12 protein-coding genes are annotated in these 16106 nt (G+C 72.0%); 5 read left to right on the plus strand and 7 right to left on the minus strand.

Annotated features, from left to right (window positions below; genetic code table 11):
- Positions 1–139: 139 nt before the first annotated feature.
- Positions 140–937 carry an aminoglycoside phosphotransferase family protein gene (locus tag ACFQV6_RS36815; RefSeq protein ID WP_378032318.1) on the minus strand — a complete coding sequence of 266 codons (798 nt, stop codon included), beginning with the start codon at positions 935–937 and terminating at the stop codon, positions 140–142.
- Between the two features lie 76 nt (positions 938–1013).
- On the minus strand, positions 1014–2210 hold the full coding sequence (gene ftsY / locus ACFQV6_RS36820) for a signal recognition particle-docking protein FtsY (protein WP_378032319.1): 1197 nt from the start codon (positions 2208–2210) through the stop codon (positions 1014–1016).
- 138 nt (positions 2211–2348) lie between these two features.
- Between ftsY and ACFQV6_RS36825 the strand changes: the two genes are divergently transcribed.
- Together ACFQV6_RS36825 and ACFQV6_RS36830 are read left to right on the plus strand one after the other, a co-directional pair.
- Positions 2349–4076, plus strand: coding sequence for an alkaline phosphatase D family protein (locus tag ACFQV6_RS36825; RefSeq protein WP_378032320.1), 1728 nt, complete (start codon positions 2349–2351; stop codon positions 4074–4076).
- A complete protein-coding gene (locus ACFQV6_RS36830) occupies positions 4073–4594 on the plus strand; it encodes a DinB family protein (protein ID WP_378032321.1) in 522 nt (173 codons plus the stop codon). The genes ACFQV6_RS36825 and ACFQV6_RS36830 overlap by 4 nt, the downstream gene beginning before the upstream one ends.
- A gap of 7 nt (positions 4595–4601) precedes the next feature.
- Here ACFQV6_RS36830 and ACFQV6_RS36835 read toward each other — a convergent pair whose 3' ends face one another.
- From ACFQV6_RS36835 to ACFQV6_RS36845, 3 genes are all read right to left on the minus strand, one after another.
- Positions 4602–5216, minus strand: coding sequence for an HAD family hydrolase (locus tag ACFQV6_RS36835; RefSeq protein WP_378032322.1), 615 nt, complete (start codon positions 5214–5216; stop codon positions 4602–4604).
- Between the two features lie 7 nt (positions 5217–5223).
- Positions 5224–8805: a chromosome segregation protein SMC gene (gene smc, locus ACFQV6_RS36840; RefSeq protein WP_378032323.1), complete on the minus strand. Its 3582-nt coding sequence runs from the start codon at positions 8803–8805 to the stop codon at positions 5224–5226.
- Between the two features lie 247 nt (positions 8806–9052).
- Positions 9053–9247 (minus strand): hypothetical protein, encoded by a 195-nt coding sequence (locus ACFQV6_RS36845; protein WP_196413816.1) that lies wholly within the window; start codon positions 9245–9247, stop codon positions 9053–9055.
- Between the two features lie 560 nt (positions 9248–9807).
- Between ACFQV6_RS36845 and ACFQV6_RS36850 the strand changes: the two genes are divergently transcribed.
- Genes ACFQV6_RS36850 through ACFQV6_RS36860 form a run of 3 tightly spaced genes read left to right on the plus strand, consistent with a single transcriptional unit; the run spans position 9808 to position 13465 of the window.
- Positions 9808–11325, plus strand: coding sequence for a DUF3492 domain-containing protein (locus tag ACFQV6_RS36850; RefSeq protein WP_378032324.1), 1518 nt, complete (start codon positions 9808–9810; stop codon positions 11323–11325).
- Positions 11322–12914 carry a hypothetical protein gene (locus tag ACFQV6_RS36855; protein WP_378032325.1) on the plus strand — a complete coding sequence of 531 codons (1593 nt, stop codon included), beginning with the start codon at positions 11322–11324 and terminating at the stop codon, positions 12912–12914. The genes ACFQV6_RS36850 and ACFQV6_RS36855 overlap by 4 nt, the downstream gene beginning before the upstream one ends.
- A complete protein-coding gene (locus ACFQV6_RS36860) occupies positions 12911–13465 on the plus strand; it encodes a spherulation-specific family 4 protein (protein WP_378032326.1) in 555 nt (184 codons plus the stop codon). Before ACFQV6_RS36855 ends, ACFQV6_RS36860 begins: the two co-directional genes overlap by 4 nt.
- A 608-nt stretch (positions 13466–14073) precedes the next feature.
- On the opposite strand, the gene mutM is transcribed toward ACFQV6_RS36860, so the two are convergent.
- The gene (gene mutM / locus ACFQV6_RS36865; RefSeq protein WP_378032327.1) at positions 14074–14922 is read right to left on the minus strand and encodes a bifunctional DNA-formamidopyrimidine glycosylase/DNA-(apurinic or apyrimidinic site) lyase; all 849 of its coding nucleotides are present in this window, start codon (positions 14920–14922) and stop codon (positions 14074–14076) included.
- An 11-nt stretch (positions 14923–14933) separates the two neighbouring features.
- Positions 14934–16100: a mannosyltransferase family protein gene (locus tag ACFQV6_RS36870; RefSeq protein ID WP_378032328.1), complete on the minus strand. Its 1167-nt coding sequence runs from the start codon at positions 16098–16100 to the stop codon at positions 14934–14936.
- Positions 16101–16106: the final 6 nt, after the last annotated feature.

The following is a 16106-nucleotide window of genomic DNA, read 5'->3' on the forward strand; positions in this document are numbered from 1 at the left end:
CTCAGCATGGCTACATCGCCCCTGGCCGGATGCGGCGAAGCTTTCCGCCCCCCTGTTTCGCGCACGGTCTTTGCGCGATTACCGGCGAGTGACGGCGTGTTTCCGACGTGTGAAGAAAAACTCACAGACGCGGGCGGCGTCAGCGCAGCGCGTACTCCAGGGTGTGGCGCTCGTAGTCGAGCAGCCGCAGGTCACGCATCGGGCGGCGCAGGTGGCCCTTGTGCACGATCCGGACGAACGCCGGGTCGCCGGCCGCGGCCATCCGGCGGATGCCCTCGACATGGTCCACGATCCGTTTCCTTATGGTCCGCACGAGCCGGTGCCGGTCCCGCGGGATCAATCCGTACGCGTCGGCGAACAGGCGCAGCCGCCGCGGCCGGTTGGGCCGCTTCCACCCCAGCGTGTAGGAGTCCCGGTCGCTGAAGAGCGGCACCCAGGTCCACGCCGCATACGCCACGTCGTAGAGACGTGAGCCGGGCGACGCCAGATCGAAATCGATGAGGGCCAGGGTCCCGTCCGGCCGCCAGACCACGTTGTGCGGGGCGGCGTCGTGGTGGCAGATCACCTCGGTGTCCGGCGGTGGCGGCCCGAACGAGCGCCAGACCGAGCCGGGCGGAGGAACGAAGCCATACTGCGCGTCGTGGAACATCCGCAGCATCGTGGCGACGGTGACCAGCGCCTCCTCGGTCACCCAGTGCGGTGCCAGCGGATACTCGCCGCACTCGCCGTCCAGGTAGGAGAGGACCTCACGGTTCTTCTCGTCCATGCCGAGCGCGTGCGGTGACCCGGTGAAGCCGACCCGCTCCAGATGGTTGAGCAGGGCGTGCACCGCGGGCGTCCACGGGCCCGCGTTGCGCCGGACGGTGTCACCGATCCTGGAGACCGTGCTGACGTTGCCACCGTGCAGCGGAATCTCGCGCACCGGCTCCTGCGTCACTCACGGCCTCCCACGATCCTGTCCAACCGCCCGCCCCCGCCCTGAGGAGGACTGAGGCTGAGCCTGCGACCCGAGCCTACGCGTCCCCGCCAAGCAGGGCCTCGACGAAGGCCGCCGGCTCGAACGGCGCGAGGTCGTCCGGACCCTCGCCGAGACCCACGAGTTTGACCGGAATACCCAGCTTGCGCTGCACCGCGATGACGATGCCGCCCTTCGCGGTGCCGTCGAGCTTGGTGAGGACCACACCCGTGACATCCACCACCTCAGTGAACACCCGGGCCTGTTCGAGTCCGTTCTGTCCGGTCGTGGCGTCGAGCACGAGGAGCGTCTCGTCGACCGGGCCGTGCTTCTCCACCACCCGCTTGACCTTGCCCAGCTCGTCCATCAGGCCGACCTTGTTCTGCAGGCGCCCGGCGGTGTCGACGAGCACGGTGTCCACGCCGATCTCGATACCGCGCTTCACCGCGTCGAACGCCACACTGGCCGGGTCACCGCCCTCCGGGCCGCGGACCGTCTCGGCGCCGACCCGCTCGCCCCACGTGGCCAGCTGCTCGGCGGCGGCCGCGCGGAAGGTGTCAGCGGCGCCGAAGAGCACGGTGCGCCCGTCGGCGATCAGCACCCGCCCGATCTTTCCGCAGGTGGTGGTCTTACCCGCCCCGTTGACGCCGACGACCATCATCACCGCGGGCCGGCCGTCGTGCGGTGTGGTCTTCAGGCTGCGGTCCATGTCCGGCTCGAGGGCCGCCACGAGTTCGTCGGTGAGCTGCTCGCGAACCTCGGCGACGGTCCGGCTGCCGAGCACCCGCACCCGCTCCCGCAGCCGCTCGACGATCACCTGGGTGGCCTCGACACCGACGTCCGCGGTGATCAGGCTGTCCTCGATCTCCTCCCAGTCGTCCTCCTCCAGGTGGTCCCGGGAGAGGACGGTGAGCAGGCCCCGGCCGAGTGCGGTCTGCGAGCGGGCCAGCCGGGCACGCAGCCGGACGAGCCGGCCGGCGGTCGGCGCCGGACGGTCCAGCACCGGTTCCTCGACCACCGGCTCCTCGACGAACGGCTCATCGACGACAACCGGTTCGCCGGCGGGCCTCTCGATGAGCGGCGGAAGCTGCTCATCGGCCGGGGGCACCTTGACCGGCGGCCGCTCCAGGGTGGTGGTCGAGCCCGGTGCGGGCGGCGGCGGGATCTCCCGGCGGCGCATCTTCGGCACCACCAGCCCGACCGCGCCCACCACCAGCACGACAAGCAGGATCACTGCGGCGACCACGTATTCCATGCCCGAATCCTGACAGATGCGCCGGCGGGCCGTGGCGAGGGCCACGCACTGGCGGTTCCGCCCCTGGGTAACGCAGGATGGGACACCCTGACAACGCCGTGGAGGCTCTCCCATGCGTCAACACCCCGGCGCCGTCCGGTGACGGCTCAACTGCTCATCGGACCGGTGCTGCGCCGCGTCGTCGGCGACCGCGCGACCCTGTGGCTGGAGACCAGCGAACCCGCCCAGGTGCGGGTCGAGGTCGACGGCGGTGGCGCCGGCACGGCGAAAACCTTTTCGGCGTACGGTCATCACTACGCGGTCGTGGTCGTCTCCGGTCTCCTGCCGGACACCGCCCAGGGATACCGGGTGACGCTCGACGAGCACCAGGTGTGGCCGGCGGCCGACTCCGCTTACCCGGCGCCCGTCATCCGTACCCGAGCCAGTGACGACAGCGCCCAGCCGGTGAGCCTGACCTTCGGCTCCTGCCGGGAGGCGACGCCGGAGGCGACCGGACGGCGCCTGCCGCCGGACGCCCTGGACGCCTACGCGCGGCGCCTGATGGCCGACCCGGAGGCCCGCTCCGACCTGCTCGTGCTGCTCGGCGACCAGGTCTACGCCGACAAGACCTCGCGCAAGGTCCGCCGCTTCCTGCGCCACCGCCGGCAGAACGGCCACGACGGCCCGGACAACCAGGTCGTCGGCTTCGAGGAGTACACGAAGCTTTATCTGGAGTCGTGGCGTGACCCGGAGGTGCGCTGGCTCTTCTCCACCGTGCCGAGCGTGATGATCTTCGACGATCACGAGCTGATCGACGACTGGAACACCTCGGCCTCCTGGCGCTCCGACATGGCAGAGCAGGCCTGGTGGCGGGAGCGGATCGCCGGCGGGCTGGCGTCCTACTGGATCTATCAGCACCTCGGCAACCTCAGTCCGGACGAGCTGGCCGCCGACCCGCTGTTCCAGAAGGTGATCGCCGCCGACGACGCCACCGAGTTGCTGCGCGAGTTCGGGCGGCAGGTCGACGAGCCCGGCTCGGCGGAGAACACCGACCAGCCGTACCAGTGGAGCTTCGCCCTCGATCTGGGCCGGACCCGCCTGGTCGTGCTCGACAACCGCTGCAACCGGGTGCTGACGCCCGGTGCGCGGGCCATGCTGCCCGCCGCCGAGTGGGACTGGTTCCTCGACCGGGCTCACGGCGACTACGACCACCTGGTGATCGGCTCCTCGCTGCCCTGGCTGATGCCGCCCGCCATCCACCACCTGGAGGCGTGGAACGAGCGGGCCGCCGAGTCCCGGCACCCGCTGACGGCGTCGTTCGGTGAGAAGGTGCGGCGCGCCGTCGACCTGGAGCACTGGGCCGCGTTCGGCAAGTCGTTCGAGGCGCTCGGTGAGCTGTTCCGGCGGCTCGGCGAGGGCGGGCCGGGCTCACCGGGCCACCGGGTCGGTGCCGGCGGGGCGTACGCGGCACCGTCCTCGATCAGCGTCCTCTCCGGTGACGTGCACCACTCCTATGTCGCCCGCGCCGACTTCGGTCACACCATGGCCACCCCGGTGATGCAGCTCACCTGCTCGCCGATCCACAACCAGGTGCCCGCGCCGATGCGCCCGCTGATGCGCATCAGCTGGTCCCGCACGGTGGCCCGGGTGGCCCGCGGCCTCTCCAAGGCGGCCGGCGTCCGCAAGCCGACGCTGCGCTGGAAACGGCTCGCCGGGCCGTATTTCGGCAACGCGGTGGCCACCCTGCGCCTGGACGGCTCCACCGCGACCGCCCGGATCGAGGGCACCACCAAGGACGGCAATCTGTACGACGTCGCCGCCGTCGAGTACCACCCGGGTAATCAGGTGGCGGACGGGTCGGCGTTCGCGAAGGATGTCGCTCAATGACTACCTGGACCGCGCCCGAGGCGCACCGCACCTCCGAACCCCGAACCGGCGACGAGCGCGCCATGCTGCAGGGCTGGCTCGACTGGCACCGCCAGACCCTGCTGCGCAAGTGCGCGGGCCTGACCGCCGAGCAGCTGAGGACGGCCAGCGTCGAGCCGTCCAACCTCACCCTGCTCGGCCTGGTCCGGCACATGACCGAGGTCGAGCGCGGCTGGTTCCGCCGGCGCGCCGGCGGCCAGTCCGAGCTGCGGGACGTCTACTGCACCCCGGACAACCTGGACGGCGACTTCGACGACGTCGCCACCGCGGACGCCGAGGCCAACCTCGTCACCTTCAACGAGGAGCTGAAACTGGCCGACGCCGCGGTCGCCCACCTCCCCCTGGAGAGCGAGCACGAGGGCCGCGACGGCCCGAACAGCCTCCGCTGGGTCTACCACCACATGATCGAGGAGTACGCCCGCCACAACGGCCACGCCGACCTCCTCCGGGAACGCCTCGACGGCACCACCGGCGACTGACCGCCGATCACTGCGGCAGGTCGAGCACCTTCCGGAGGTACGGCAGGTGCTCGGTGCCCGCCCAGCGGTAGGCGGACAGGTTCGCCACCCGCGCGCCGCGGACCACACGGTCGTCGTCGTCGATGATGAGCACGTGTTTCGGCAGGCGGCCGATGGCCAGGCAGGCCTGCTGGAAGAACTCGGGTGCGGGCTTGTGCACCTTGAGCTCCGACGAGTTGACGATCACGTCGACCTCGCCGGTGAGACCGAGCGCGTCCAGGTCGCCGCGGAGCCGGTCGGTGGCGTTGGTGGCGATACCGACCGGGCGGCCCGCGGCGCGCACCTCGCGGACGAACGCCAGCACGTCCTGATCCACCTCGCCGCGGTAGGCCTGCCACTCGGCGACCGCCGCGGCCGACTCCTCATCGGAGAGTGGCAGCCGGTCGGCCACCAGCCTCATCCACTCGGCGTCGGTGATCTCGCCGGCCATCGCGGGACGGTAGATGTCCCAGGACATCGCGGTCTCCAGGAACGAGGCGGGCTTCAAGCCGTACTTCAGCTCGGCGGCGATCATCGGAGCCGGGTCCCAGCGGCGCAGCACGCCGTCCAGGTCGATCAGCAGGGCCTGGGCACGGTCGCGCATGTCTTTCCTAGTCCTCCGGTTCGCGGTTGAGCCGCTGGCTGATCACCTGGGTGACGCCGGCGCGCATCGTGACGCCGTACAGGGCGTCAGCGACCTCCATGGTGCGCTTCTGGTGCGTGATGATGAGCAGCTGGCTCTTCTCCCGCAACTGCTGGAAGAGGGTAATCAACCGGCCCAGGTTGACGTCGTCGAGGGCCGCCTCCACCTCGTCCATGATGTAGAAGGGCGAGGGACGGGCCCGGAAGATGGCGCAGAGCATCGCGACGGCGGTCAGCGAGCGCTCACCGCCGGAGAGCAGCGACAGGCGCTTGATCTTCTTGCCCGGCGGGCGGGCCTCGACCTCGACGCCGGTGGTGAGCATGTCCTCCGGGTCGGTGAGCACGAGCCGGCCCTCACCGCCGGGGAAGAGCACCTGGAACACGGCCTGGAACTCGCGCGCGGTGTCCTCGAACGCCGAGGTGAAGACCTCGAGGATCCGCTCGTCGACGTCCTTGACCACGGTGAGCAGGTCCTTGCGGGTCGCCTTCAGGTCCTCGAGCTGGTCGGAGAGGAACTTGAAGCGCTCCTCCAGAGCGGCGAACTCCTCCAGCGCGAGCGGGTTGACCTTGCCGAGCAGGGTCAGGTCACGCTCGGCCTTGTTGGCCCGCTTCTCCTGGGTCTGGCGGTGGAACGGCACCGGCTGCGGCTCCGGCTTGCCGTCCTTCTCGGCCAGCGCCACCTCGGCCTGTGTCGGGGGTACGAGCTGGTCCGGACCGTACTCGGTGATCAGCGTCTCGACGTCGAGGGAGAAGTCCTCGGCCGCCTTCGCCTCCAGCTGCTCGATGCGCATCCGCTGTTCGGCGCGGGCCATCTCGTCGCGGTGCACCTCGCTGGTGAGCCGCTCCAGCTCGGTGCCGAGGCGTTTCGCACTGGCCCGTACCTCCTGCAGCTCCGCCTCGCGGCTGGTGCGCGCGTGCGCGAGCTGATCCCGGGCCTCGGCCGCACCGGCGAGCGAGACGGCCACCCGCTGGAGGGCCGCCGCCGCACCGAGGGCGACCGCACGGGCGATCTCGGCACCCCGGGCGCGTGCGGCACGCCGGGCCGCGGCCCGCTCCCGGGCCTGCCGCTCCGCGTTGGCCTGGCGCAGCAGGGAGTCGGCGCGGCCGGCGATGGAGGAGACCCGCTCCTCGGCGGTACGCACCGCGAGGCGTACCTCCATCTCGTTCTGCCGCGACTGCGGCACCAGGGCGGCCAGCCGGTCCCGTTCGTCGGTGGACGGCTCCTCGTCGAGCGGCGTGGCCTCGGCCAGCCGCAGCCGCTCCTCCAGCTCACCGAGGCGGAGCAGGTCGGTCTCGCGGGCTCCCTCGGCCTTCATCCGGGAGGCGCCGAGGCGCTCGCTCTCCGCCTTCGCGGAGCGGGCCGCGGCACCCAACTCGGCCAGCCGGCGGGCGGCCGCGTTGCGCTCACCCTCGGCGGCCCGCTTGGCCTGGGCGGCCAGGTTCACCGCCTGCTTGAGCTCGGCGACCTCGGCCCGGGCCGCACCGAGCTGGTCCTTGACCTCGGCGATGGTCTGCTCGGCCGTGGCCCGCTGCGCCTTGGCCTCGTCGACCGCGGCCTGCACCTCGATGTAGCTGGTGGCCTTCGACGAACCGCCGGCCGCCGCGTAGGCGCCGAGCACGTCGCCCTCCGGCGTCACCGCGCGCAGCTCACCGTTGTCGGCGACCAGGCGGGCGGCGGCGGCGAGATCGGGGACGAGCACCACATCGCGCAGGGCGCGGTTGAGCGCCGGGCGGATCTGCTCCGGGCAGTCGACCACCTCGGGCGCCCAGACGGCACCCTCGGGCAGGGCCGGGCGCAGGCTTTCCAGTGAGCCGCGCATGCCGGGCCCGGCGGTTCCGGCGACCACGAGGTCGGCGCGGCCCGCGTCGGCGATCTTGAGCGTACGCATGGCCTCGATCGCCTCGTCGACGCCCGAGAGCGCCACCGAGTCCGCGAGCCCGCCGAGCGCCGCCGCCAGCGCCACCTCGTGCCCCGGCCGGACGGTCAGCAGCGAGGCCAGGCTCCCCAGCAGCCCCGGCACCTGCCCGGCCCTGGCGAGCAGCGCCCCGGCGCCGTCCTTGCGCTTGAGGCCGAGGGCGAGCGCCTCCTCGCGGGCCTTCCAGCTCGCCGCGTCCTTCTCGGCGGACCGCTCGGCGTCCGAGAGCTCACGCACCACGGCGGCGGCCCGGTCGTGCGCCGCGACCGCCTCGTCGTGCCGGGCGTCGAGGTCCGCGTTGTCCCGGTCGGCCTCGGACGACTCCGCGGCTACCAGATCCACCTCGGCCTGCGCCGCCTCGGCCCGCATCAGCGCGTCGGTGTGCGCCGCCGCGAGCCGTTCGATCTCCTCGTCCGCACTGCTGGTACGCGCCCGCGCCGCGTTGACGTTGCCGGCGAGCTTGGCCAGCCCCTCCCGGCGGTCGGCGATCGCCTTCGCCGCCGTACGCAGTTCACCCTCCGCCGCGGCCAGCTGCCGTTCGAGGTCCTGCCGGTACTCGACCGCCTCCGCCAGGCGCATCTGGTCCTCGGTGAGCGCCTCGCGCAGCTCCTCCTCCTGCTCGCGGACCCGCTCGGCCTCGGCCTCGAGCATCTCCGGGTCGCGGCCGGGCCGTTCCTCGTCGGGAGTGGCCGCGAGGTGGCGCAGCCGTTCCGTGGCGAGCTGCTCGGTGGAGCGGAACCGCTCCTGGAGGGTGGACATCCGGTACCAGGTGTCCTGAGCCGCCTGGAGCAGCGGGGCGTCCTCGGCGTGCGCCGCCTCCAGCTCGGCGAGCCAGCGGCTGACCTCGCGGTTCTCCTCCTCGACCTGCTGGCGGCGCTCACGCATCGCCGATTCGTCGGCGATCTCCTTGTCCAGGGTCGTCCGCAGGGTGTGCAGGTCGTCGGCGAGCAGCCGGAGCCGGGCGTCACGCAGGTCGGCCTGGATGCCGGCGGCGCGCCGGGCCACCTCGGCCTGCCTGCCGAGCGGCTTGAGCTGGCGGCGCAGTTCCGCGGTGAGGTCGCCGAGGCGGTTCAGGTTCACCTGCATCGCGTCGAGCTTGCGGATCGCCTTCTCTTTGCGCTTGCGGTGCTTGAGGACGCCGGCGGCCTCCTCGATGAACGAGCGGCGGTCCTCGGGCTTGGCGTGCAGCATCGCGTCGAGCCGGCCCTGCCCGACGATGATGTGCATCTCACGGCCGATGCCGGAGTCGCTGAGCAGCTCCTGGATGTCGAGCAGGCGGCAGGCGTTGCCGTTGATCTCGTACTCGCTGGCGCCGTCCCGGAACATCCGGCGGGTGATCGACACCTCGGTGTAGTCGATCGGCAGGGCGCCGTCGTTGTTGTCGATGGTGAGCGTCACCTCGGCGCGGCCCAGCGGTGCCCGGCCGGCGGTACCGGCGAAGATGACGTCCTCCATCTTGCCGCCGCGGAGCGCCTTGGCGCCCTGCTCGCCGAGAACCCAGGCGATGGCGTCGACGACGTTGGACTTGCCGGATCCGTTCGGGCCCACGACACAGGTGATGCCCGGTTCCAGCCGCAACGTGGTAGCGGAGGCGAAGGACTTGAAGCCCTTCACCGTCAGGCTCTTGAGGTGCACGGATCTCCGAGGGTCGGCGGTGGTCTGCTGGTGGCAGGCTACCCGCAGGTGCTCGGCGGAGCAGGGACACGCCGCGCCCGCAGCGCCGTCACGGCCGAGAAAACGGGCAAAAAACTGCGCGCCACCACGGGTGTGGAGGCGCGCTCTTTCTTTGGTGCCGGTGGTGCTTCGGTTACGTTCCGGTGTGCGAGGGGAATGTGAACGCCGGGTGGTCCACCCCGCGGTACCCGCCGGCGTTCGCCGGAGCTCAGGTCAGTGCGGGCTCGGTCAGCCGCGCGAAATCGTCTGCCTCCGCCGCTGCCGCGGCGAGACGATCATTTTCCGCCCGCAAGCGGGTGACCTCGAACTCCAGGGCCTGCACCCTGGAACGCAGTCGGGTGACCTCGTCGAGGAGGCGCCGGTCGGGCGCCGCACCTACGTGGCCGTAGAGGGCCTTCGCCATCGTGACTCCTTGTGACGCGCTGCGTCTCGTTTTGGATGCGTTGTGCCTTTGGAGATGCGTTGCCTATGAAGATGCGCTGCCTTCTGATGGCCGGGATTGCCGGCCTGGTGCGCCCAGTGCGCGGTGCACACCCAGCACTCACGGGCACGCGTGAGCACAGAAACCCGCCCGGGTAACAAGCGAGGTTCTTTGGGTGCGAGATCTCAAACCCTGAGTGGACCGGGGCATGAGTGGGCGCGACTGGCGACACCTCCATAGTCCGCCGATACCCACCCTCCGTCAAGCCGAGGGAGGCTCAGTTGCCCGCTCGGAACCAGTGAATCACGCCACCAGCGTTGTTCATCTGCTCTTATCCGGCTTCGCGCGGTTTGTCGATCTATCATGCGGCGGCCCGTGCGGGGTGTCGCGGGACGGTCGTCGATGCGGCAGGCCCCGCAGCTAACACCCTTTCGGACAAAAACGGGCAAACATGGACGACAAATAGGTGTAAAAGGGACGGAATTGTGTCGCCTAGCCGACATGCTCCGGTAACTTCGGCGGGTTGTGTCGTTGCCTCCACCGTGAATCCGACCCCGTCGCGTGAGCGCATCTGCCTGTTGACCGGCGGCGGGTACCCGTACCGGCGGGACGCGCTCGGAGGGTGGTGCCGGACCCTGGTCGAGGGTCTGCGCCGTTTCCGCTTCGAGTTGCTGACCGTCACGGACCGTGAATTGCCGTCCGCGCCGGCGTACCCGCTCCCGTTCAACGTCGGCTCGGCGCGTGCTGTCGCCCTCGGCCGAGACCCGGTTCGTGGTGAGCGGCGGCGGGTCAGCACCCCGGACGGCGCCGCCGAGGCCGCCGCGCTGCTCTGCCGCGGTCTGCTCGGTGACGAGGCGCCGGTCACCGGTGACTTCGCGACCGGCCTGCGCGGGATCGCCGAGCTGGCCGGCTCACCGGACCCGCTGGCCGGGCTGCCGCTCGGCGACGCGCTGCTGGAGGCCTGGCGGCACCGGCAGAGCGGGACCGGCTCCGGCCGGCCCGAGCTGCCCAAGCTGAGCGTGCGGGACGCGCGTACGGCGGCGACCCTGCTGCGGCACGCGCTGCGGGCGATGGCCGTACCGCTGCCCGAGGTGGAGCTGGTGCACTGCGTGGGCGGTACGACACCGCTGCTGGCCGCGCTGGCCGGGCGCTGGCGTACCGGTACGCCGCTGCTGCTCACCGAGGCCCGCGCGGCGGTGCCCCGGCAGCGGCCCGCCGAGGACCGGCTGTCGGCGAGCGTCCGGACGGTGCTGAGGAGGTTCCGGAGCTCGGTGGCGCGTACGGGCTACGCGGAGGCGGAACTGATCGCACCGCTGAGCACCTACCACCACGGGTGGGCGCTGGAACACGGTGCGCGCCCGTCACGGCTGGTCCAGGTGCCCGCCGGGGTGGACCCGAGGGAGTACCCGGGTGCGGTCGAGCTGAGCGCGGCCCCGGCCGTCGTCTGGGCCGGCAGCGGTGGACCGGACAGCGGGCTCAGCCTGGTGCTGGAGGCGTTCACCGAGGTCGCGGCGGCGGTGCCGGGCACCGTGCTGCACCTGGTCGGCGTCACCGCGGCACACGAGGACCACTGCGCCGTGCAGATCGAGCGGACCGGGCTCGGCCGGACCGTACGCCTGCACCCGCTGCCCGCCGACCCGCGGGACCGCTACACCGTCGGCCAGGTCGTCGCGCACGTGCCGGGGCCGGCCGACCCGCCGTACCGGCTGGTCGAGGCGATGATGTCGGGCCGCCCGGTGGTCGGCGTGGACGTCGGCCCGGCGGGCGAGACGCTCGGCGACACCGGGATCCTCGTACCGCCGAACGACCCGTCGGAACTCGCCATCGCCATCGTCGACCTGCTGCGTACGCCGGCCCGCCGCCGCACGCTCGGAGACGCGGCCCGGCAGCGGGCCCTCAACCACTTCACCGTCGACCGGGTGGTCCGGGTCTACGGCGCCCTCTACACCGACCTGGCCGCGCCGCCACCGGCACCGGCCTTCCCCCTGGCGCTCACCGTCCCGGCGCCCCGCACCCTGATGCCGGCCACCGTGCGCTGGCTGATCCGGGAGACCACATGACGATCACTCCCCCCACGCGGACCGCCCGCAACCGCAACCGCCGCCGCAACGCCGGCGCGAACGAGCAGCCGCGGCACGCCGCACCCAACCAGGCTCCGGTACGCGAGGACCTCACACCGCCGCGTCGCCCCAACACCCGGCCCGGCCGCCATTCCGCCGAGTTCATCGAAGCCGAGTTCCCCGAAGCTGAGTTCCCCGAAGCGGAGTTCCCCGAAGCTGAGCCGATCCCTGACTTCGGCTCCGACGTGGCGTTTCCCGCGCCTCAGCTGGAATGGCCGCCCCCGGTCGCGGCGGCCGCCACTTCCGAGCCGGTGGACGTGCACCCCGAGCCGCTCCCGCCGGGAGTTGCTGAACCGCACCAGCAGCGGGCGGGAAGCGCTGAACCGCATAAGGAGAGCGCGGAGCCGTACGCCAAAAAACGTGGCAGCCGGCGCGCGCCCGCCCGCCGTGCCTGCCTCGGCCTCGCGCTGACCCGCTGCGTCTTCTATCTGGGACCGCTCAGCGTGGCGGTCGCCGCCGCCCCGCCGCTCGGCCGGGTCGCCTGGCCGGTGCCCGCCGTGATGCTGCTCCTCGGCTGGACCGCCGCACAGGGTCTGACCAGCGTCGGTGTGACGGTTGCCCGCAGGTGCGGCCAGGCCGCCGCGGCCCGCCTGGTCGGCGCCGGATTCGCGGCAGTGACCGGACTCTGGTGCGCGCTGATCTGGATCGCACCGGACGCCCTGATCGGCCCGGACCGCGCGCTCGCCGCGACGATCGGCATCGGCGGGCTGCTCACCTTCGGTTCGGTGACCGCCGCCCTGGTCACCCGCTCGGAGGCGTCCGTCGCCGCCTGGTACGTCCCCTGCTGGCTACTCGCCGGCGCCGCACCGGCCGGCACCGTGCTGGGGCTGCCGATCGAGACGCTGCTGCCCGCCGCGATCGTGGCGGTCGCTGTCCGCGCCTTCCGGCCCGCCGTGGTCGCCGGCCGCACCACCCGCACACCCCGGCTGACTCCCGTGGAACGCCGCCGCGGCGCCGCCTACCTGGTGATCGGCGCGTCCCAGGCGATCTGCGTGGTGCTGCTCTGGCGCACCGCACCGGATGTCACGCCGCTGCCCGCGGTGCTGCCGCTGCTTGTCGCCGTCCCGCTGCTGGAGACGCTGATCGGCTGGCACACCGACCGCATCGACGCCGGCCTCGACTCCGCCGAGACACCCGCCGAACTGGACCGGCACATCCGCAACGTCACCGCGATCACGCTGGCCGGGATGCTCCCGCCGCTGGCCGCCGGTGGTGGGCTCGCGCTGGCCGCACACCAGCTCCCGTACGGGCTGTCCACCATGCCCGATGCTCGCGAGGTGGTGCTCGCCCTCGCCGCCGGAACACTGCTCGGCGGGGTCTTCGCCGTCACCTTCCTGCTCGCCGCCCGGTTCCGCGCCGGAACAGCCGCCGCCCTGGCCGCGCTCCCGCCGTTCGCCGCGGCCGCACTCGCCCTCTTCCCATCAGCCGCCGGACCGCTGCCCGCCGCCGTCGCCGTACTGGCGGCCACGCACATCGCCGGCCTGCTCATCGTCGCCCTGACCGCCGCCGACCTCCGGAGGACGCCGTGAAAACCCTGTTCCCCCCGTACGCCCACCCCGCCCCCGAGCTGGAGCTCGACGCGGACACCTGGATCATCCGCGAGGAGCCGGGTGACCGCCGGACCCTGCACCAGTCACTGGGCCGCATCGACCTGGACTGGGGCAGCCGGTCCCTCGCCGACGTACTCGCCGATGTGGACGCCTGGCGTGCGGACGGCGTGGAGGGTCTCTTCCTCGATCGCGCTCCGGCTGGTTCCGGTGGTGTCGGGCCGGTCGCGCTGACCGTGCGACTGGCGGCGCGGCGGGGTCTGCATCGGGTGGTGCTCAACCCGGGGGTACCCACGCATCCGCTCTATCGCGATCTGGGCGTGCGCATTTGCACATTCGAGGGGCCGTGGGAGGCATACCAGAGCTGGGACGGCGAAGGCTGCCGGCCCGGTGACGGGCACATCGTGCACGGGGTGCCGTCTTCGCTGCTCACGGCCGCACGCCGGTTGATGGGACGCCGCGGCGCGGGCTTCGGCCTGGCCACCGACGCCAGCCCCATCCTGAGCACCGTGGGTGCACATCGCGCCGATTAAGACCTTTCATTCATCCGTACGCCCGAAGCAAAGTCCCACCCACCCCCGCACCACATCCCCTCCCCTCGCGACGCCTGCACGGGTGACCGCCTGCACGGGTGACCGCCTCCCCGGTGGCCGCCTCTCCCGCCGGTCGGCGCCCGCCGCCACCCGCGATCTTGTGGACCTGCCCATCAATGGTGCACCCGAAGTCCACAAGATCGCGGAGTTCCTGGTGGCCGAGGGCGCTGGCGGAGTTACCCCATGCCGATCTTGTGGAGTTCGTCCACAACGGTGCACGGGAAGTCCACAAGATCGCGGGCCGGCGGCGGCCGGCGGCGGCCGGCGGCAGGCGGCGGCCGGCGGCAGGCGGCGGCCGGCGGCAGGCGGCGGCAGGCGGCGGCTGGCGGGGGGCGGGGGGCGGTGGGGTGAGGGTGACCCACCACTCACGCCCGGCTGGCGCGGCATGGTCTGGAGTTGCAGCCGCTCGCGTGGACAGAAGAGAGCTGTACGTCCGGCGTACGAAAAAAGAAGAGTGACCTCAGCACCAACGTTGCGGAAGAAACGCAGCGGGCCGGGGAAACGCCTGCGGAAGACGCCAGCGGGCCGGGGAAACGGAAGACGCGGGGTTACGCGTGGCGGGGGCGGGGTTGGCAGCGGGGGCAGCTGAAGCTTGAGCGGTTCATGAAATGTTCGCGGCGGATGGGGGCGCCGCAGCGGCTGCACGGTTCGCCCTCGCGGCCGTAGGCGTTGAGGGAGCGGTCGAAGTAGCCGCTGTCGCCGTTCACGTTGACGTAGAGCTCGTCGAAGCTGGTGCCGCCGGCGACGATGGCCTCGCCGAGTACGTCGCGGACGTGGCCCAGCAGGCGCTTCACGGCGGGACGGGTCAGCTGGTCGGTGGGGCGGGCTCCGTGCAGTCTCGCGCGCCAGAGTGCCTCGTCGGCGTAGATGTTGCCGACGCCGGAGATCAGGGTCTGGTCGAGGATGGCGCGCTTGATCTCGGTGTGCCGGCCGCGGAGGCGGGCCACGAAGGCCTCGTCGTCGAAGAGCGGGTCCATCGGGTCGCGGGCGATGTGGGAGATCTCGCCGGGTAGTTCGGCGCCACCCTCGGAGACGGAGAGGCCGCCGAAGGTGCGCTGGTCGACGAAGCGCAGCTGCGGGCCGCCGTCGGTGAAGGTGAAGCGGATCCGCAGGTGTTTCTCGTCGGGGACCTCGGCCGGCTGCATCAGGAGCTGGCCGCTCATGCCGAGGTGGCCGATGATCGCGTCGCCGGAGTCGAGGGGCAGCCACAGGTATTTGCCGCGCCGGGCGATGTCGAGGACGGTGCGGCCGGCCAGCACCGACACGAAGTGGGAGTCGCCGGGGACGTGGCGCCGGATCGCCCGCGGGTGCAGCACCTCGGCGGTGTCGATGGTGCGGCCGGTGACCCACTTGGCCAGGCCCTGGCGAACGGTCTCGACCTCGGGGAGTTCGGGCACGGGGGCTGCTCCTACAAGGTGAAGGGCCAGACGGTGATCAAATAGGCGCCGTACCAGAGGCCGAAGATGGCCCAGGCGGCGATCGACAGGACCGCGACCCGGGGGCGGGCGCGGGCGGCGGCCACGACGGCCGGCAGCAGCGTCAACAGTACGGGCAGCAGCAGCCGCGGTTTGGAGTGGTAGAAGCCGGCCTGCCCGTACACCAGGATCATGGCGACGACACCGTAGACGGCGAGCGGCAGCCACGGCTTCTGCGCCAGCGCCACACCCGCCGCGGCCAGGGCGGCGAGCAGGATCAGCGCGACGCTCATCGGGATCCAGCCGTCGCCGGTGCGCAGTGTGCTGTTCAGGAACTGCAGGGTGCTGTCGCCGAAGTCGAACGAGGTGCCCCAGCCCGCGGTCTGAATCTTGAACCAGGCGCTCGGCTCACCGACCCGCAGGGCGACCCAGCCGAGGTAGAGCGGCACACCGGCGAGCGCGACGGCCGCCGCGGTCAGCGGTTGCCAGATCTGCTTCCGGTCCTCGCGGATGGCCATGATCGCCGCCACGGCGAGGGCGAGGGCGGCGGCCGCACCGGTCGGGCGGGACAGCGCGGTGGCCAGGCCGAGCAGCCCGGCGGCCCACCACACCTTGCGGTGGGCGGCGACGAGCATCCCGGCCACCAGGGCCAGGTAGATGCTTTCCGAGTACGCCATCGACAGCACCACGGAGGCCGGGGCGGAACAGCAGATCGCCACCAGGGCCCAGCCGGCCCGTTTGCCGTACAGGCTGGTGCCGAGCAGGTGGAGGCCGATCGCGGCGCCGATCGAGGCCAGCCAGGCGACGACGACGGCCGCGGTGCCCGGTTCGAGGCCGAGCAGCGCCCCGGCCCGGATCAGCATCGGGTAGACCGGGAAGAAGGCCAGCTCGTTGCCCTGGAGGACCTGGTTGTCGTCGAACGTGTAGCCGTGCGGATAGCCGTCCATCGCGACCCGCAGGAACCAGCCGGCGTCCCAGACGAGCAGGCGGTCCCAGACCGGGCGGGGCTCGGCTGTCGCGCCGCCCAGCCACCAGATCATGACGAGCTGACCGACCCGGGTCAGCCCGAGCAGGCCGACCGCGACCAGGATGCCCTGTCCCCCGCCCGCGGCGTCCCACAGACGTACCGGATCGGCCTTCTTCTCTGTCTCCGCCTGCACAGCCGG

The organism is Actinoplanes sp. GCM10030250, from assembly GCF_042666575.1.
Taxonomy (GTDB): domain Bacteria; phylum Actinomycetota; class Actinomycetes; order Mycobacteriales; family Micromonosporaceae; genus Actinoplanes.